The organism is Streptomyces noursei, from assembly GCF_016917755.1.
GTDB lineage: Bacteria > Actinomycetota > Actinomycetes > Streptomycetales > Streptomycetaceae > Streptomyces > Streptomyces yunnanensis.
This window is the reverse complement of sequence record NZ_CP070326.1, coordinates 3,862,030-3,880,039: the sequence shown is the minus strand read 5'-3', so window position 1 is coordinate 3,880,039 and position 18,010 is coordinate 3,862,030. Positions and strand designations below refer to the sequence as shown.

The 18,010-nt window shown below is 66.8% G+C and carries 13 protein-coding genes and 3 pseudogenes; 9 read left to right on the top strand and 7 right to left on the bottom strand.

The genetic code is table 11. The features are described 5' to 3' along the window. Positions 1 to 9: 9 nt before the first annotated feature. Positions 10 to 1,737, bottom strand: coding sequence for a sensor histidine kinase (locus JNO44_RS17090; protein WP_205365057.1), 1,728 nt, complete (start codon positions 1,735 to 1,737; stop codon positions 10 to 12). A 273-nt stretch (positions 1,738 to 2,010) separates the two neighbouring features. Here JNO44_RS17090 and JNO44_RS17085 point away from each other — a divergent pair, with 273 nt between their 5' ends. From JNO44_RS17085 to JNO44_RS43495, 3 genes and pseudogenes are all read left to right on the top strand, one after another. Continuing rightward, positions 2,011 to 2,694 (top strand): DUF4232 domain-containing protein, encoded by a 684-nt coding sequence (locus tag JNO44_RS17085; protein ID WP_205365055.1) that lies wholly within the window; start codon positions 2,011 to 2,013, stop codon positions 2,692 to 2,694. 176 nt (positions 2,695 to 2,870) lie between these two features. Then, positions 2,871 to 3,053, top strand: a pseudogene (locus JNO44_RS17080) (aldo/keto reductase); the annotation flags it as partial. A 206-nt stretch (positions 3,054 to 3,259) separates the two neighbouring features. Next, positions 3,260 to 3,559: pseudogene (locus JNO44_RS43495) on the top strand (recombinase family protein); the annotation flags it as partial. A gap of 71 nt (positions 3,560 to 3,630) precedes the next feature. Here the strand turns inward: JNO44_RS43495 and JNO44_RS43490 are convergent. Beyond that, entirely contained in the window at positions 3,631 to 3,948 is a 318-nt protein-coding gene (locus tag JNO44_RS43490) for a hypothetical protein (RefSeq protein ID WP_240167567.1), read from the bottom strand. A 930-nt stretch (positions 3,949 to 4,878) separates the two neighbouring features. Here JNO44_RS43490 and JNO44_RS17070 point away from each other — a divergent pair. The 3 genes from JNO44_RS17070 to JNO44_RS17060 all read left to right on the top strand — a co-directional run bounded on the left by JNO44_RS17070 (position 4,879) and on the right by JNO44_RS17060 (position 7,735). Beyond that, positions 4,879 to 6,177: a pentapeptide repeat-containing protein gene (locus JNO44_RS17070; protein WP_205365053.1), complete on the top strand. Its 1,299-nt coding sequence runs from the start codon at positions 4,879 to 4,881 to the stop codon at positions 6,175 to 6,177. A gap of 530 nt (positions 6,178 to 6,707) precedes the next feature. Further along, positions 6,708 to 7,154: a GntR family transcriptional regulator gene (locus tag JNO44_RS17065; protein ID WP_205365051.1), complete on the top strand. Its 447-nt coding sequence runs from the start codon at positions 6,708 to 6,710 to the stop codon at positions 7,152 to 7,154. Between the two features lie 11 nt (positions 7,155 to 7,165). Next, positions 7,166 to 7,735 carry an HD domain-containing protein gene (locus tag JNO44_RS17060; protein WP_205365049.1) on the top strand — a complete coding sequence of 190 codons (570 nt, stop codon included), beginning with the start codon at positions 7,166 to 7,168 and terminating at the stop codon, positions 7,733 to 7,735. Here the strand turns inward: JNO44_RS17060 and JNO44_RS17055 are convergent. Continuing rightward, positions 7,723 to 7,974, bottom strand: a pseudogene (locus tag JNO44_RS17055) (NUDIX hydrolase); the annotation flags it as partial. The gene JNO44_RS17060 and the pseudogene JNO44_RS17055 overlap by 13 nt on opposite strands. A 716-nt stretch (positions 7,975 to 8,690) precedes the next feature. On the opposite strand from JNO44_RS17055, the gene JNO44_RS17050 reads away from it, so the two are divergent. Then, a complete protein-coding gene (locus tag JNO44_RS17050; RefSeq protein WP_205365048.1) occupies positions 8,691 to 10,142 on the top strand; it encodes a hypothetical protein in 1,452 nt (483 codons plus the stop codon). A 286-nt stretch (positions 10,143 to 10,428) separates the two neighbouring features. Then, positions 10,429 to 11,808, top strand: a complete 1,380-nt coding sequence (locus tag JNO44_RS17045; RefSeq protein ID WP_205365047.1) for a tyrosine-type recombinase/integrase — start codon at positions 10,429 to 10,431, stop codon at positions 11,806 to 11,808. A 31-nt stretch (positions 11,809 to 11,839) separates the two neighbouring features. Here JNO44_RS17045 and JNO44_RS17040 read toward each other — a convergent pair whose 3' ends face one another. The 4 genes from JNO44_RS17040 to JNO44_RS17025 all read right to left on the bottom strand — a co-directional run bounded on the left by JNO44_RS17040 (position 11,840) and on the right by JNO44_RS17025 (position 15,604). After that, entirely contained in the window at positions 11,840 to 12,982 is a 1,143-nt protein-coding gene (locus tag JNO44_RS17040) for a Fic family protein (RefSeq protein ID WP_240167566.1), read from the bottom strand. Between the two features lie 50 nt (positions 12,983 to 13,032). Beyond that, positions 13,033 to 13,719: a hypothetical protein gene (locus tag JNO44_RS17035; protein ID WP_205365046.1), complete on the bottom strand. Its 687-nt coding sequence runs from the start codon at positions 13,717 to 13,719 to the stop codon at positions 13,033 to 13,035. After that, positions 13,716 to 14,219 carry a hypothetical protein gene (locus JNO44_RS17030; RefSeq protein ID WP_205365045.1) on the bottom strand — a complete coding sequence of 168 codons (504 nt, stop codon included), beginning with the start codon at positions 14,217 to 14,219 and terminating at the stop codon, positions 13,716 to 13,718. Before JNO44_RS17030 ends, JNO44_RS17035 begins: the two co-directional genes overlap by 4 nt. Positions 14,220 to 14,377: 158 nt before the next feature. Then, positions 14,378 to 15,604 (bottom strand): DNA sulfur modification protein DndB, encoded by a 1,227-nt coding sequence (locus JNO44_RS17025; protein WP_205365044.1) that lies wholly within the window; start codon positions 15,602 to 15,604, stop codon positions 14,378 to 14,380. Positions 15,605 to 16,003: 399 nt separating this feature from the next. On the opposite strand from JNO44_RS17025, the gene JNO44_RS17020 reads away from it, so the two are divergent. Continuing rightward, the gene (locus JNO44_RS17020) at positions 16,004 to 17,980 is read left to right on the top strand and encodes an N-6 DNA methylase (RefSeq protein ID WP_338058570.1); all 1,977 of its coding nucleotides are present in this window, start codon (positions 16,004 to 16,006) and stop codon (positions 17,978 to 17,980) included. The last annotated feature ends 30 nt before the right edge of the window (positions 17,981 to 18,010 follow it).

The window sequence follows — 18,010 nt, the reverse complement described above, 5'->3', positions numbered from 1 at the left end:
ATAGGGCGGTTACGGTTCGGTGACCACAGGCACGGTGAAGTGGTCGATGGAGATCAGGATGTCGGAGCGGAAGCAGTAGCGGACCATCGGCAGCCGCCCGCCCTTGGCCTGGTCGTCGACCCACGGGTACATGCAGTCCTCGGCGGACCGAGGGCGTCGCGGTTCCCGGCCGGCGGCGGCTGCCCGCACCACGCCGTAGTCGGAGATCCCCTTGCTCTGCAGCTGGCCCCGGGTCATCCCCACCCGGGGCTCGAAGGGTTGGTATTCGGGGTGTGGCTTCGCCTTGTCCGCCAGGACCACCCCGAACAGCATCATCGCCCCCACGCCCACCAGGCCGAGCAGCCCGGTGGCCGCCCTCGTCAGGCCCTGCTGAAGGCTCCGGTGCCGTCGGTCGGGCCGGGGCAGGCCGGCCGCGCCCGCCAGTCGTTCCTCGTCCGGTGCCGCGTCCGCCGCCCGATCTCCCGGGGCCGGGCGCGCGGCGTCTGCCGGGTCGGCGGGGATGTCGGCCGTCACGCTGAATCCGCCGCCCGGTGTCGTGCTCGCATCGAAGGTGCCGCCGAGCAGGGCCACCCGCTCCCGCAGGCCGGTCAGCCCGCGTCCGGAGCCCAGCCCCGTGGCGGTGGTGGGCGGTACGGGCGGAGCGCCGTTGCGCACCCGGACCTCCACCCGCTCCGCGGTGCGGGTGACCACAACCGTCACATGGGCCCCGGTCGCGTACCGGTGCACGTTGGTGAGCGACTCGCGCACCACCCGGTGCACCGCCCGACGTACCCGTGCCGGCAGCGTGTCGAGATCGTCCCCCTCCCAGGAGAACTCGACGGGAATGCCGGCACCACGTGACTCCGCCACCAGTGCCTCGATGTCGGAACGGGTGCCGGTGGCGTCGGTCAGTGCGTCGGTGCCGGTGTCCAGTCCCAGGGGGCCCAGGACCCCCAGCGCCTCACGCAGCTCCCGCATGGCATCGCGGGTGGCACAGCGCACCAGCGACGCCTCCTCCCGCAGCTCGGGGGCCTGCCTCTGCAGTGCCATCTCCAGGCCGCCCGCGTGCAGCGAGATCAGACTGAGCCGGTGCCCGACCAGGTCGTGCATCTCCGCCGCGATGCGCGACCGCTCGTGCATCCGCGACTCGCTGTCGGCCAGCCGCCGTGCCTCCTCGGCGGCGGCCGTGCGCTCCCGCAGTGCCCGCACCAGCTGGTCCTGCTGCCCGCGCGCGGTGCCGACCAAGCCCGGTACCAGGACCGTGGTCGCGGCGAGCACCGCACCGAGCCCGAGCCCGTACGACCGGCTGCCGAGCCCGGTGACGGGAGCCAACGCGAAGCAGACCAGCATGGCCGGCGCAAGCCCCGTGAGCAGCAGCGCGGTACGCCGTCGCCGCGCCTCCGTCTGCCGGGCCGCGGTGTACGAGGCCACCGCGGTCAGCAGCCCCGTGGGAGGCAGCACGCCCATCAGCGCGGACAGCCCCAGCACGCTCGCCGCAGGGAACCGGCGCCGCACCAGCACCAGCCCGTTCCCGGCCAGTGCCAGCACCACCATGACCCAGCCGTCGAGCGTCATGCCGAGCATCGACGGCACACCCCTGTACCAGTCCAGCACCAGGTAGGTGAGCAGCACCAACAGCCCGCCGAGGACCGCCTCACCCGCCGTACGCCACAGCTGCCACCCCTGTTCTCCCGGCCCGGCGAAGGGGCCCCGGGCAGACAGACACGGTGCGGAGGCTGGTGGGGCGCTGAACGACATACCACCGATTGTCAGGCCCGCCCGCGCCGGAATCCTGCGACCTACGGGGGACTGTCCCTCTACCGGAAGGCAGAGGGGCATCCGCCGGTGCGACGGCGGTGCAACCGGCCACCATGCGACGACCCCGACCCCATGCGGCTGCGGCATTAGCGGTGCGTTAGCTCCTCATTAGCGGTCCGGCAGTGCCTCGGATCACGCTCGAAGCACAACGGACCGACCGTGCCCCCCATCCCGGGATGGGCGTGCACCAGCAGACGAGGAAGAGACGGAAAGATGTCGCTCGCCACCAAGACTCTCCGCCACGGCCGCCGGGTCGCCGCCGGATCGCTGATCGCCGTCACGGCGCTCGCGCTGTCCGCCTGCCAGAGCGGGAAGGACTCCGCGGCCCACTCCTCGTCGGCCTCCGCGCCCGCAACCGCGGTGACCACTCAGGGGGGTTCCTCCGGGGCCGCCGGATCCTCGTCCGGCGCCGGGGCGAAGTCCGCCAACGGCAAGGCGGCCAACGGGCCGAGCGCGCTCCAGGCCCACACCTCGACGATGACCGCCCCGGACCGCTGCACTGCGGACAACCTGTCGCTGCGCCTGGGCCGCACGGACATCGGCGCGGGCAACATCCACATACCGCTGGTCTTCACCAACACGGGCAAGACGGCCTGTTCGCTGCGCGGGTTCCCCGGCGTCTCGCTGACGCTCAAGGAGGGCACGCCGGTCGGCAAGCCCGCCACCCGCTCGGGCGCCGCGGGCGGCACCGTCCGACTGAAGCCCGGACAGAGCGCGCACGCCGTGCTGCACACCGTCAACGACGGTGTCTCGGACACGCCGTGCTGGTCCACGGCGCAGCTGGTCCGCGCCTACCCGCCCGGCTCCAAGGACGCGGTGACCACCGGTACCGACGGGTTGCGGGTGTGCGGCGGGCAGTTCGACGTGACGTCGGTGAAGCCCGGGGCCACGGACTGACGGCCGTCACAACCGGGCCGCCGGGGTTCTGGACCCGGCTCGGGTGGTGGCACCGACGCCTGGCTCTCCACCCACCGGGCCGGCCCCGCCGGCACGTCGTATCCCGTTGGTGAACACGTGAGTTCGGCGTCGTACGGTCCGTCGGCCCCGGCGCCCGGCGGGTCGCCCCGACGCCCGTGTACGCCAAGAGGGCCTGCGAAGCTTCGCTGCGGCGGCTTGGGGCGGAGCATCTCGACCCCTACCACCTCCACCGCCGCGATCCCCCCGTCCCCATCGAGGTCACCGCCGTCGCCATGAGCGAGCTGGTGGCCGAGGGCGGGGTGCGCCACATCGGCCTGTCGGAGATGAATGCCGACACCCTGCGCCGAGCGTGCGCGACGGCCCTGGTCGCGGCGCTGCACCGATTGCCCCCCCGTGATCGATTGGTCGCCGGGGTGCGGGCGCCGGAAGCCGACCCGCCACAGCGAGGCCCGCGGTGTCTAAGTAGCCGCCCACCGCGAAGACGCCGGGTGCATCCGCATAACAATGCGGATGCACCCGGTCTCACCGCGGAAGCGTTAGCGAGATCTTCCGGCTACGCGCCCTGGGGAGATTCAGCTACCAGGCGATCGCCGACCGCCTCAACCAGAACCTCGCCAAGTACCCCGCCCCGGAAGCCAATCGACCCGAGGCCACCATCGGTCAATGGACGGTGCAGGCGGTACGCGGCATCCTCGAAAACCCCAAATACACCGGCTACCAGATCGGGAACCGCAAAGCCCGCAAGAAACGAGGCAACAAGCGCAACCCCGTAACCGAATGGATCTGGTCCCCGCACGCCGTCCACGAGCCCCTCACCACCCGCGAACTCTTCAACACCGTCTGGACCACGAAGAGATCCCGCCAGGGCTCCCGCTCCAGCACCGAGCCCAACACCCACCCCGCCACCAAACGCACCTACCCCTGCGCTCCTACGTCCGCTGCGCCCTGTGCGAGCGCCGGATGTTCGGCAAGACCAGCAAGGACCGCCCGCACTTCGTCTGCTACCGCGACGACGTCCACCACCGCAACGCCGACTGGTTCGACCAGCACCCCAAATCCCTCTGGGCCAGCCAAAAGATCCTCCTGGAAGCGGTCCACCGGTTCTTCGGCGAACGCCTCCTCGGCCCACACCGCGGTGAGCCGCTCCGGGCCCAGCTCACCGCCGCCCTGCCCGCGGCCGGCGCCGACGAAGCAGAGAAAGCTGAACAGCTCCGCAAACAGGAACATCAGCAAAGCACGGACCTCATCGACCTCCTACCCCGGCTGGGAACCAGCATCGCCGCGCTCCCGGAACCGGACCAGCGCCGCCTCTACGACGCCTTCCAACCGGAGGTCCGATACCACCGACCCCGACGCGAGATCCAGCTCCAGGCGACAGTGCCCGCGGCGACAGCGGGGGAGCTGAGTGCTCTCACGCGGCAGGCGATCGCTCCCCTCACCGGAAACCGAGAAGGCGAGGGGACTGACCAGCCATGTTTTGGGCGCCCCCGGCAGGACTCGAACCTGCGGCCAAGTGCTTAGAAGAGACCAATGCAGTTCACCGACCGCACCGCCTTGACCTGGCTCTTCCTTGAGGCAAGCGCTCCATGCCAGAGCAACTTCGACACGTATTCGACAGGAAGCCGGTTTGCGTGCACTCCTGTCGGGACTCGCGCGATGTACGCCGTCAGTACGAGCGATCACCATTTTGGAAGTTCGATCACGCCGACGGCACGGCCCGCTTGTCAGACTGCCCCAGCTCTGGCGAGGCCGAGGACTGGCGCTTGACTGTGGGACTCCCGCCCATCGATGCGAACTACGGGCGGGGAGGTTGCTGGTTTCGTCGGGCCTGGTCAGCTGGTCTTACGGAGGCGACGGTAGCCGCTTGAGGCTGCCGCGGTTGCTGCACTTCGCTGCTGTACAGCAACCGCGGCGACCACCGGCTAGCAGTTCAGCGTGAGCCACCCAGTTCTTCCGCAGATACACATCCGCCCTGCCCACGTCCAAGAACCTGATGTGGCATCAGCTGGCCATGCCCTCGGCAGTTCCTTGCACCAAGTTCAGCGGAGGACGATAGAAGCTCGATGTGGTGCGGTGCTCAGAGAAGGGTGTTGCGGTCCATCGGTGGCCGATTGATGTCCGGTGTGTGACGGAAGTGCGCCTCCGTCTGGCACGCTATCCGCTATGCCTGAACCGCCTGTGCCTCAGAGCCCGAACCCCAGAGACGCACATCGCGCACTGGGGCTTTGGTCTATCCGCCGAGCTCTCGTCGTATCTGTAGCCGCTTCTGCGCTGCTATGTATCAGTACGTGGTTTTTTCTCAATTGGTTTCTGGGGTCTCCGCCAAAAGCTAATCCCAAGCCGCTGGATACAACGGCACAACTGGAGCTTCTGAAGCTAGTATTCGCAGTTGTTGCCGGCGTGGGCGCCTTGATTGCTCTCGTTACTAGCTATCGCCGTCAACGTATTGACGAGCTGGCAGGCGAACGAGCAGAGCGGGCACAAGCGCATACTGAAAAGGTAGCCGAAGCCAATATTCACGATGCCGCCGAACGTCGGGTAACTGAGCTGTATAGCCAAGCAGTCGAGCAGTTGGGGCACGAAAAGGCCACTGTCAGGTTAGGTGGACTATACTCGCTTGAGCGACTAGCTCAACATAACAAGGAGCACCGGCAAGTCGTTGTAGAAGTGATCTGCGCCTACCTTCGGATGCCATTTGATCCACCAGCTGACTGTAGGGATGCAGGCGGACTGAGGGATCAAGATGCGGCCACTCATCAAGAGCGGCAGGTCCGGAGCGCCGCGCAAAACATTTTGGCCAGGCACTTGCGGCCGGAACCTCTCGGCATGCGCTTCGAGGGTCGGGGGCGGGAGGTGATTGATAACCCGTCATACTGGCCGGATGTCACACTGAATCTCTGTGGCGCGGTTCTGGTTGACGTTGACTTTTCCGAATGCTTCCTCTCTGAGCCCGCTTTCGATGAGGCAAAATTCATCGGGCAGTCCCGCTTTTCGGGTGCCGTATTATTGGGATCTGCGCGCTTTGCGCATGCGGAATTCAAAGGATATGCAGCGTTTGATGGTGTAGAGTGCATGGGGCATCTGTTCTCTCATGATTCGGTATATGAAGGTGTGGCAGATTTCAGGGGAAGTGCATTCCGGCAGCAACACTCCCTGACTCGCGTGATTTTTAAAGATGAGGCATGGTTCACCGATGCACAGTTTTACGCTGACGTTAGGCTCGTGGATCCGTCTTTCCCTAGATCCGCGTCCACCTTTGCGCGCGGTATCGACCTGAGTCGAGCCAGGGTGTTGAACATGGAGGAGGCGGTCATGCTACCTTCTGGTTGGCGCGTTGAACCTGTGGATGCCGGGCGGGAAATTGTCAACGATGGCGACGCTTCATCGGTAGGTCCGCAGCCGAACAGTCGGCCTGCATATCCGCGATTGGGTCAAGATCCAGATCCGCAATGGAGGAGTTAGTGGTCGCGTCGCTGCATCTCTCGCTCAGGTCGGCGGAGCAGCTTTGGGTTGGAGCTGCTTTGGGGCGAGAGATCGCGGCCCCGTAAGCTTGCGGCGCGTCGGGCAGTCTGTGGACCTGCCCGCAGTGCCCGATCTGAGGCCATGACCTTAGGGGCTCGTGCCAAAGTGGCTGTCTAAGAGCGTGCGCGGATAGGGCGCTGTGTGAGGGCCTGCGCGCCAGTGCCCCCACCGCATCTGCCCCACCATGTACCGCCTATCCGCGCACCCTCTAAAGCCGTGGAGCCGACCGCCCCAGCCACGACGTACCCCTTCCCTGGCCCCAGGCGGCTGATCGTTGAGCGCGCCAGCCGGGCTGGAGCGGGGGCGGAGACAGGAGCGCAGGCCCGGACGGGAGCCGGGCCGCGCGGCGAGCGCGAGCGAGCCTTGAATTCGTGGGAAAGGTTGTTACTCAGCGGAGTTCTATGACGTGCGAAGCTGGACTTGGCGCGTGGCCGTGAAGGCGGTGCCAAGTCGAATGAAGGGGAGGCCCAGTGCCACAGGCCAGTCCACGCGGTACGTACTTGCAGATCTCTGAGTCTCTCCGGCAGAAGATTGAGAAGGGCAAGATCAGCGAGGTGCTGCCATCTGAGGCCGAGCTGATGCGCACGTATGGCGTGGGCCGTAGCACTATCGGCCGGGCACTCAAGGCGCTCAAGGCCGAGGGCATCATCGAATCCGTCCAGGGCGCTGGCTGGTACGTGACTGGGACCGGCGATCGCCGACCACTCGTCGAGAAGGTCACGGATCTGCTCCGGGCCGAGGAGGCCAAGGTGGGCGACGTCTTCCCCTCTGAGAGCGAACTGTGTGAGCGGTTCGGGGTGTCCCGCACGGCAGTGCGTTCCGCCATCGCGCAACTGGAGGGGCAGGGGCTTATCGAGATGGGCGAGAGCCGACGGCGGCGGATTCGCGCTCTCCCGGCCGGTCAGGGGGCCTCGTAGTCTTGGCCATCATGAACCTCACAGATCGAGCCTACGGCCTTGCCGAATCGTTGCTGTCCGAGCCGCTGCCACGTCGCTGGTCGCACTCCCTCGGGGTGGCCGAGCGTGCCCGATCCCTCCGATCGATCCTCGGCGAGGACGCCGCGCTCATGGAGGCTGCGGCGGTGCTGCACGACATCGGATACTCACCTCGGATCGCATCCACAGGCTTTCACCCGCTGGATGGCGCCCGCTTCCTGCGGGACCAGGAGGCCATCGACGAGCGAGTAGTCCGGCTCGTCGCGCATCACTCCTGTGCACTGCTGGAGGCCGAAGAGCGGGGATTTCGTGAGGAGTTGGAGACGGAGTTCGAGTTGGAGCGGCCGGAGCTGGTCGATGCGCTCCTGTTCTGCGACATGACGACGACCCCCGATGGTGGGTGCACGTCCTCCGCGGCTCGGGTAGCAGAGATCGTTGACCGGTACGGGCCTGACACGATCGTGGGTCGCTTCATCCAGCGAGCCGCCCCCGAGATCCACGCGGCGGTGCAGCGCGTTGAAGGGCGGCTCCACGAAGCGGGGACAGTCGGTCAGCCGATGTAGGGCGCCGTGCGAGAGCCGTCAAGGCCGTGCTTGATCCGGAGCCGCATCGACGGATGAATGTCCAGCTGTTCGAGGTCTGTTGGGGAAACCCAACGGACCTCTTTCGATTCGGAGCTGGTGCGCAGTGTGCCGCCAACCGGCCGTGCGTGGAAGCAGATTGAGAACTGCTGGCGAACGTCGCCGTCGTCGTACGCCATGACGTGCTGCGGATCGGTGTAGAGCCCGACGATGTCTTCCACGGCGGACCTCAAGCGGCGGATGGAGGCTCGGGGAGACCTCCCTGAGGTGTCCGAGATCGACTGAGCGCCGCGGAGAACTTCGACACGTATTCGACACAGTCACCCGCCGAACCCCGGCGACAGCCGGACAGCGCCGGACTCTCCCCTGAGCGCCAGGGGAGAGTCCGGCGCTTTCTTTTTGCTGGTCAGGTGCCTGCTGACCAGCAAAAAGACCCTCCCGAAGGAGGGTCTGGCCTGGCGCCCCCGGCAGGACTCGAACCTGCGGCCAAGTGCTTAGAAGGCACCTGCCCTTTCGGCTCCTCGTGGGTCCTGACCTGCATCTATTCACGGAAGTGATGGGCCATCAGGTGTTTTGTGGGACGCATGTGGGATGGAGTGGGGTGCTTGAGGCGTCTCGTTCCTGACGATGGGTCGACCCGGTCGAAGGTGCTCAGCTTGCGGGCAGACGGATCCCATCGCCCTGCGAGCGCGGCCGGCACTGTGCACTCGGCAAACTTGATCAGACACCTGTGGTTCGAGACGGTGGCGTCCTGTTATCGTCAGTGGGGCATTTGCGCGAAGAGTATTGATTGCGTAGAAAGTGCCGATCCGTTCGCTCGCCTACGGTTTCCCGGAGGGCCTTGCAGAGCAGCCGCTCTTCCCAGGCGAGCCAGTGGTATGCCTGTCCTCCGAGGCATTGAGCGACGGCCTGGTGTTGCTCCACGTACGCTCCGTGCATGGTTTACGTCATAGCTCTTAGCGCCAAGGAACTAGACCGTATCGATGAGGAGTTGCTGGTCAAGCAATCCTTCACGAAGACGGTTGCTACGGCCTCTCTTCCTGATGATCGAACGCCACGTATCGCCTTGCTCGTCACGCGGTCTTCCAGCGAGGACGACCAGTGTCCGCTGCGCTGGCTGGGAGTCGTGAGGCAGCCTCGTGGGGACAAGGTGGCGGCCGTTGATTCCAGGATCACCGTCGAGTTGGTACGGGAGAGCCCCGTACCCGTCCTCATGCGATCACTTCTTGACGAGATGCCGCTTCGTCTACGGCGCACTCTGATGAGTGCCTTGGCGGGTGAAGTCACTGTCCTCGGAGACGAGGAATCCGAGGGCCTACTGGACGTTCTCGCGCGGCAGGACGACGTGTTGCGTAGGATGCTCGACTTCTTGGGCGAGGCGGCCGAGCCCGACCCGTTCGACCCTCGGCGCGTTGCGGATCGTGCTTGGCAGGAGCAGTACGACATGACCCGGCTGGGTCTGGCCATCGGTAACATCCCTCCAGCGCGGCTCGCGGCTTGGCGACGTCCGAGTGACCCTGATGCCCCTCACTTGGCCGGGCTCATCCCGGAACCGTTTGAACAGGGTCTGATCGAAAACGATGCGCGGCACATCGATTTCGATACGGACGTGTTCACTGAGGCGGGATGGCCTTCCGGAGGCCGCGCCACCGGGGCATCGTTCCGCTGCGACATCCATGTGTTCGAACATCTCGGCAGTCGTATCGAGGTGGCGAACATCAACGCGACGCCGGTGGAAGCTCGACTCGGGGCAGACCTGATCTACTACCACGAGGCCACCCAGAGTTTCATTCTTGTACAGGCCAAGCGGCTCTCTTCAGAGGCAGGCGCCCGGTGGATGTATGCGGATAAGCAACTCCTCGGGCAGCTCGATCGTTTGGATCGGGTAGCCGCGATGAGTAGAGCGCCATGGGCGCCTCACGAATGGCGGCTGGGTTCGGACCCTTGCTTCGTCAAACTCGCCTACTGGCCGCTGAAGGAAACTGTCGACCCAGGGCCGGCGCCGGGCATGTATCTACCGGTGCCGTATGTGCGGCTGTTGCTAGACGACGATGCGACGAGTGGCCCGAACGAGGGCACCCGCCTTGGGTACGGATACGTCGAACGGTATTTGGGGAACACGGAGTTCACTCAGCTCGTGAAGAACGGGCTCGTAGGCACAGTGGGCACCACACTCGACGATCTGAGGACGCTCGGCAGGGAGCGGGCAGAGGAAGGAATGTCCGTATCCATCGTTGTGGACCGGGCCACCGCCCCGACGCGTGAGGTGGTCAAGGAACGACACAAGCGAAACCACACACGGGGATACGACAAGACCCTTGCTAAGAAAGTGCGCCGCAATCAGTCTCGCAACCCCGGCCCCGGACAGCAGTCGCTGTTTGACTCTTGAATCAAGTGGCGGTCGATCGTCGGCGCATCGACTTCTCCGTGGTAACTGGGGCTCCTACATGTCCCGGAGTGGTGGGTCTGAGGATGTTTCTTCCATCCACTGCTTGTGTGGCGAGGGCCGCGAAAGCAGCGACCGGGAAGATCGCAGTCACGCTCCTGCAAGATCCGCCCGTATGGCTCTCAGGAGGTCAGTGAGGTTATAGATATTGAGAGGCGGAAGGTCATATTACTGCAGTGCACTGCACTGCACTGCGATTCGGGAATGCTGAATCGAGGTGTGGCGTGCGATGGAAGGCACCTATGACGTCAGGGTTTGGCAGATCGAGGTCCATGAGAGGCGGCGCGGGAATTCTTATGGAGTGCGCTGGGTCGTCGAGGGGGAGAAGCACCGAAAGACGTTCCAGACGTTTGCCCTGGCCGACGGATTTCGTGCGGAGTTGGTGACCGCGACGCACCATGGCGTCCCGTTCAACGTGTCGACCGGCCTGCCAGACCAGCACTCGCCAGTGGCCTCGTCGATGAGCTGGTACGACTTTGCCGTCCAGTTCGTCGACACTCAGTGGCCCAGAGTTTCCGCGAACCACCGCAAGAACACCGCCCGAACACTCATGATCACAACGATGGCTCTGTTGGGTGGAACCCCTCCGGGCGTCGGCGCACGACCCTTCCGTACCGCGTTGCGCGAGTGGGCGTTCAACACCAACCGTCGGGACAAGGCGTCGGCTGACGTCATAGCACTCCTCGACTGGGCGCGGCGCCGTAGCCCCACCATGGATATCTGGGGCGACCCCGCAGCGGTAGCCGACGTACTCCTGGCACTCGGCACGCTGCTGGACGGGTCAGCCGCTGCGGTCTCGTCAGTCCGGCGGCATCGTCGCATCCTGAACGTGGCAATGGGATACGCGGTGCAGCGGAAGATCCTCCCGAACAACCCTCTGCCCAAGGGGCGTAGAAGCGTCCCGCAAGAGTGTGTTGCAGTGGACCGACGCTGCCTGCTTAGTCCTGGCGTGACCGCAGGTCTTCTGACCTGGATTGGCCACCGTCCGCGCATGGGGCGCTGCTACCGCGCCTACTTCGCCAGCCTCTACTACGCCGGACTGCGCCCTGAGGAAGCCGTCGCTCTGCTCGTCCGTGACGCCGCCCTCCCCGAACATGGCTGGGGCGAGTTGCTCGTGCACGCCACACGACCCGAAGCAGGGCGGCACTGGACGGACACCGGCCAGGTTCATGACGAGCGGAACCTCAAGGGCCGCGGGGAGGGCGACACCCGCGTCGTACCGGCCCATCCTGAACTCGTCGCGATCCTGTGTGACCTGATCGAGGAATACGGCCTTTCTAGCGACGACATCCTGTTTCAAGGGGAAAGGGGAGGGCTGCTCGCAGGCTCCGTATACCGCAGGGTCTGGGCCAAGGCCCGCAGAGAGATCCTCCCCGAGGCGGAGTACGACTCCCCGACCGGCAAGCGCGTCTACGACCTGCGGCACACCTGCCTGACCAGCTGGCTGAACAACGGTGTCCCTCCGGCACAGGTAGCAGAGTGGGCCGGCACCAGCGTGGCCATGCTCTATGCCACCTACGCCCGCTGCGTCGTCGGCCAGACCAAGGAACTGGAGGCCCGCATCGAGCCAGCGCAAAGCCTTTCGGCGCTGGAGGCTGCGGCGGCGTAGTACGGCTCAGTGGCGCCAGGAGCACGCACAGTCATTGAGCACGTCGGTAGGGGTCCGCGTACGGCTCCATGGACTGACGGACCTCTTCCCGGACTGGGTCCATGAGGGGACCGGGGGCGTAGTAACGGGCTCGGGCCTTGCCGTGGGGGACGAGCCAGCCGCGGGCCACGAGCTCACGGATGTCACGGATCGCTTGCTGGTCGCTGAGGTCGGCGTCCTGCTGGTACACGGTGCGGCGGACCTTCGCGTCCGAGAAGGCGGGCAGGAGCGCGTAGACGACCCGCTCGTCCAGGCCGGTCGCTTCAACGCCTTCGACCAGGCGGGTCCAGGCCCGCGACATCACGTCGAAGCGCCGCTGGGCCTGCTGGGCCTGGCGGTGGTGGGCGGTCAGGCAGAACCGGATCCATGGGCGGGCGTCTCGCTCGGGGCTCCAGCGCGGGCCTCCTACGTCCTCCAGGACCTGGTAGTACGCGTAAGTGTTCTGTCCCCGGCCGAGCCACTCCTCGATGGAGGAGAATTCGGGCGGCATCAGGGCCTCACGGGAGAACACGAGGGTGGACAGAGCGCGGGACATGCGCCCGTTGCCGTCCTTCCACGGGTGGATCTTGACGAGGTTGAGGTGGGCCATGGAAGCGCGGACATGGACGGGGGCGTCGAGGTCGCCCTCGTTGAGCCAGTCGATGAACTCCGACATCAGAGCGGGAACGTCCGCTTCGTCCGGTGCGGTGTAGGCCGGGACCAGGGGGTCGTCGGGGCTGGTGACGTAGACGGGCCCGTCGCGCCAGCGGCCGGGGCGCTTGTCGAGGTGGTGTCCTTGCAGCATGAAGTGCAGGCCGTTGAGCAGGCCGGCGTCGTAGCGGAAGTCTTCACCGGCGTCGGCGAGGGCCTGGATGTAGGTCATGCCGCGCTGGTAGCCCTCCAGCTCGGCACGCGTTTTCTCGCCGGTCTCCAGGGGTTCCTCGCCGGACATGAGGGCTTCCACGTCGTCGACCGTCGCGGCGTATCCCTCGATGGTGTTCGAGCCGGCGATCGCGCGGGCGGTGAGGTTGCGGCGTAGCTGGCGGGTCCAGTGCGGGGTGGCCCGGAGCATGTGGCGCAGGTCGCGTCGCATGCTCTCGATCTCGTCGAGGGCCCGCCGGTCATCGGCGTTCAGGGAGGGAGCCGTGTACAGCATGCCTTCATGACACGATGATTGTGTCATGAAGTCAAGCATGGGTGGTCGAATCAGATCACCGTGGACGGAGCGTTCTTGCCGAGATGGATCTTGAACGCCTCACGGATCTGGCCGCGCGTATAACCGACGGTGTTGACGTTGGTCGGCACGACCTCCCTCTCGTAACCGCGCTTGCGGGCGGAAAGGTACTTCACCACGCTCGGCGCTCCCGTGTTGGAGACGAACAAATTCCGGGCGGTCCTCAGGTCGCTGTGCAGTCCTTCGAAGTTGCGCGCGTGGCCGATGGCGACCGGGCCGGCGGTGTAGTACTTGCACTCGATGGCCAGCAGGCACTTGTTGCCCCGCGGAGCCACACGGATCTGCCGCGAGAGCGCCGCCTCGTCGGCGGGAAGAATCAGGACATCGCACTCGTGCAGCACGCCGGAATTCCCCTGGACCTGGACGCCGAGGTGCACCTCCAGGGCCGGGGCGCGATTGAACTCAACGACGGCGTGGGTGTACGGGTGTGTGGTGCTGTAGAGCTGGCCGGGGCTGGTGCGGAACACCAGATTGTTGACGGCGTTCCCGTCGACGTCCCTGTAGTGGACGGAAGCTCCCAGGCTGCTCGCGGTGGAGGCTGCGAGGGAGAAGAGGTACCCCTCGTAGACGTCCCAGGGCTGGGATGCGGAGGTGTAGGAGATCCCGGGGTCGGCGAGCAGGTTCTGAATCTCGTGGAGCAGGGCATTGACGGCGCTCATCGGCTGATCTCCTCGCGTGCTTCGCGGAACAGGTTCTGAAGGCGTGCTCGGGTGTCCTCGGGAAGGCGGGCGGCGACTTCATGGGTCTGGTCCCGGTGCCCAGTGAGTTCCTCGTCGGGGACGAACCGCACGCTGCGCACGGGTGCGCGGTGCCGATCACCCTCGGCGCTCACGATCTTGAGGGTTTCCACTTCGATCTCGGGCACCTCCAGGATCAGTCGGCGCAGTGCGTTGAGGTGCAACTCCGTACGCTCCCGAGCGTTCATGGGGCGGGTGGTGACCACCACGGACGCCCCGCGCTTGAGGGATCTGTGGAAGGTGTCCGTGCCCACCTCCGCGACGGCGAGTGCTTCGTACTCCTCGGTGGACGTGCCGCGACGGCGCTGAAGGAGCTTTTCCTCCGCAACGCCCGTAGCGATGGCCGAGTCCAGCTCGTCGAGCAGCCAGTCGAGCCCGGCGGACCTGATGAGGTTCCTGAGCAGGTCTTCCACTTCACGCATTTCGATTGCGTTCACTGTGTCCTCCGGTCTCATGTGAGGTGGGCGTGGCGGGGGCGGCCATGCGTCGGCGAAGCCGCCCCGCCGTGGTGGTGGATGTCAGCCAGGGGCCTGGCCCAGTGGCTTTGAGTCGCGTAGGGCCTCGTGCGTGTGTTGCTCTGTCACCAGCCGCGGATCCGGCGGCCGTGGTCCGTGTCCGGGCCGAGGATCGCGTCGGCCACCCGGCCGCCGGAGTCCTTGGCGCCGCCGCCGAAGTTGAGGGTGCCGGAGGCGTTGGCGCTGGCGGCGACCCCATCCCAGTAGCGGGCCTCGCGCTCGAAGCGCACTGGCTCCAGAAGGCGTGCCAGCTCGTCCGGGCTCAGTCGCGTGCCGGTCGAGGCCCAGCTCGTTGCCTGGTGGGCGGCGATGCCGATGCCGGCGAGGACGGCAGGAGCGCTGACCGCGTTACGCGCCGTGAAGTGGGGGAAGAGCCCGGCGATCAGCTGCGACAGCAACGGCACGAGTTCCCGCTCGGCCTGCTCGGCGTCGACGCCGTCCGGCAGGTCGGCGTCGTGCATCGTGGACGAGGACAGGTTCAGCCCCGCGCGCCCGTGCAGCGCGGTGACGACCAGGACGCGCAGCGCGGAGAGCGTGACGACCTCGGGGTCGGTCTTGGTGAGTTGACGCTTGCGGTTCTGCACGAGCTTGGTGAGCGGTACGACCTTGCCGTCGTGCTCGATCTTGACGGTCTCAGCGATGCGGTGTGCGATCTGGGTGCCGATGTCGCGCTGGTCCATGGACATGGCGAGGTTCTTGGCGACGGGTACGCCCTCGACGTTGCGGTCGTAGAAGATCTGCCGGGCGTCCCGGACGCTGAGCCCGAAGTAGAGCTCGAACGGCACCCGGACCTGGCTCAGCTGCTCGAACGTCACGCCGAACCGCTCCGGGGCGTCGTACAGCTCATGCCAGGCCGTGACCTGCGTCTCCCCGTCGATGGCCACCACGGGCGAGCCGGGCAGCACCGTGATCCGGCAGATCCCGCTTCCCGGCACGAGTTCGTCGCCGACCGCACCCGGGCGGCCGTCCAGCCAGAGCGTGATGGGCGGCGTGGACCACGCGGCGCCATGCCCGCCGCTGACGCCGCTCGCGATGTAGGAGACGTACGCGGCCACATTCCGCCCCTTCTGCGTCGACTTGAGCATGCGCTGTACCAGGGTGCGCACCTCGGCGTGGCGGCGCAGCGATCCGGAGGCGTACTTCAGGGCGCGCTTGTCCTCCTCTGCCTTCGGCGACGGGACGAGCTGGAGCAGCGTCGGCAGGCCCATGGTCCCGATGACGGCGTCGGGGCGGAAGGCGGTGACGGTGAGCTGGATGCCTTCGACGGTGGCGGTGGGCATGGTGATGGTCATGAGTTTCCCCCTCAGGATTGGAGCCGGATGATTCCGGTTGGCGACAATCCGAGTTGAGCATGAACGTGAAAGCACTGTCAAACAATCTCCGCGGATCCATGGGAGTGTAATCTGTGTCCTGTCGCTCATGTCGAACAGCGAGGAACCCTTGTCATGCCGAAGCAGCCCGAGCCTTCCGCCACGCCAGGGGCGTCCGCTCAGGTCACCGCGGCGGAGATCTCCCGCCTCGCCGGGGTCACGCGGGCCACGGTGAGCAACTGGCGTCGGCGCCATGCGGACTTCCCGTCCCCCGCGGGGGGTACGGACAGCAGCCCGCTCTACGACCTCGCAGCGGTCCGCACCTGGCTGGCCGGTCGCGGGCACGGGGAGAAGGTCCCGCCTCTCGAGGAGCTGCGCACCGTGCTGCGGCTGAGCGCGCATGGTCGTTCGGCGGCAGCTCGCCTGCTTCCTTTCGTACTCGCTCGGCATCGACGCCCTGAACTCTTCGAAGCGGCCGATGCACTCTCTGACGATGACGTGGCGGTTCGTGCACAGGCGAGCGTCCATGAACTCTCCGCGCCGCCGGGGGCCCGTTTCGACGACGTGACCTACACGGCCACGGACGTGTCTCTGCTCCGCGCAGTGCTTCGTTGTATCGACGCCGGTCAGACTCAGGGTGCCGTGGACGTGCTGGCGGAGCGCGAGCTGGAGGATGAGGCGGCCAGCGGCGCGTACGCCACACCGGGCCCGCTGGCCGACCTCATGGCCCGGCTGCTGGGTGCCGCCACGCCCCAGTCACCTTATCCGGGACGCGTCTTCGACCCGGCCTGCGGCAGCGGCGCCCTGCTCGTCGCCGCAGCCCGGCAGGGCGCGCAGCATCTGTACGGTCAGGACCTCGTGCCTGTACAGGCACGGCGGAGCCTGATCCATCTGGGCCTCGAAGCCTCCGATTCCTTGGCCGACATCCGCGCGGAAGACTCCCTGCGTGCCGACGCTTTCGCCGACCTCACAGCGGACGGTGTGCTGTGCAACCCGCCTTACGGCGACCGCGACTGGGGCCACGACGAGCTTGCCTACGACCCCCGCTGGGCCTACGGAGTCCCGCCGCGCGGAGACTCGGAACTGGCGTGGGTCCAGCACGCGCTGGCCCACGTCACGCCCGGGGCATTCGTTGTCATCCTGCTCCCGCCAGCCGCTGCCTCCCGCTCCCTGAGCCGCCGCATCCGCGCCGAGCTGATCCGGACCGGCGCGCTCCGTGCCGTCATCTCGCTACCGGCCGGAGCCGCCCCGCCACTCCACATCGGGCTGCACGTGTGGATCCTCCAGCGCCCCGAACTGGCCGCCCCGGAACACCAGTCGGTCCTGTGCGTGGAGGGCCCCGCCCTGACCGACTCTGAGAGCAAGTCCGTGCCCCGTTTCGCACGAACGTCCGTGGGTGGCGGGACAGCCCGCGATGGTGTGGTCGCTGCCGCGTGGGACGCCCTGAGCGAGGGCGTGCTGCGCTACTGGACCTCGTACGTCACCGACCCGTCCGGCTTCGCGGACGTACCGGGCCAGGTGCGCGCGGTCCCGATCGTGGACCTCCTCGACGACCTGGTCGACGTCACTCCGGCCCGCAATATCCGTACGACGGCGGCTGCGGCGGACCCGGTCGCCGTCGCCGAGCAAGCCGGGCGGCTCCGAAACGAACTGGCTTCGGCTGCCGAGACTTTGGCCTTGGCTGCGAGGCAGGGGGAGTGGCCCGCGGCGGGCGCTCAGGCCCGGCAGTGGCGTACGGCGACCCTCGCCGACCTCACGCGCGGTGGCGCCCTCACCCTGCACCGCGCCGGTCCGCCCTCTCCCCGGGAGCGGGACACTCCGCCTCCCGCCGAGTTCGCGAACCGGCCCGTGCTCAGCGGGCGTGACCTGGCAACCGGACGATGGGCCACCGCCGATGCGGAGACGTCCGTCCCGCACACCACGACGATCATCGCCGAAGGTGACGTCCTGCTGGCCGAGATCCGCAGCGACAGCGGTACGAAGGCCCGCGTCGCCGACGCCCAGGACGGCGGCGCGGTCATCGGCCGCGGAGTCCGCCTGATCCGACCGGATCCGACGCGTCTCGACCCCTGGTTCCTGGCCGGTTTTCTCGCTGCCGAGGACAACCTCAACAGTGCCTCGGTCGGGACAAGTTCACTGCACATCGATCCATCGCGACTCCGTGTTCCGCTCCTGCCTTTGGAGGAACAACGCCGCTACGGCGAAGCCTTCCGCCACCTGTACGCCTTGCGGCAGGCGGCGCGTCGGGCGACCGAACTTGCCACGTTGATGCCAAAGGCACTCGCGGACGGCCTGACCAGCGGGACACTGTTGCCACCGCCGAACGACAGCGATGGCGATGGCATCACACCCGCCTGAACCACCTCGTGGAGGTATTGAGCCACTCCA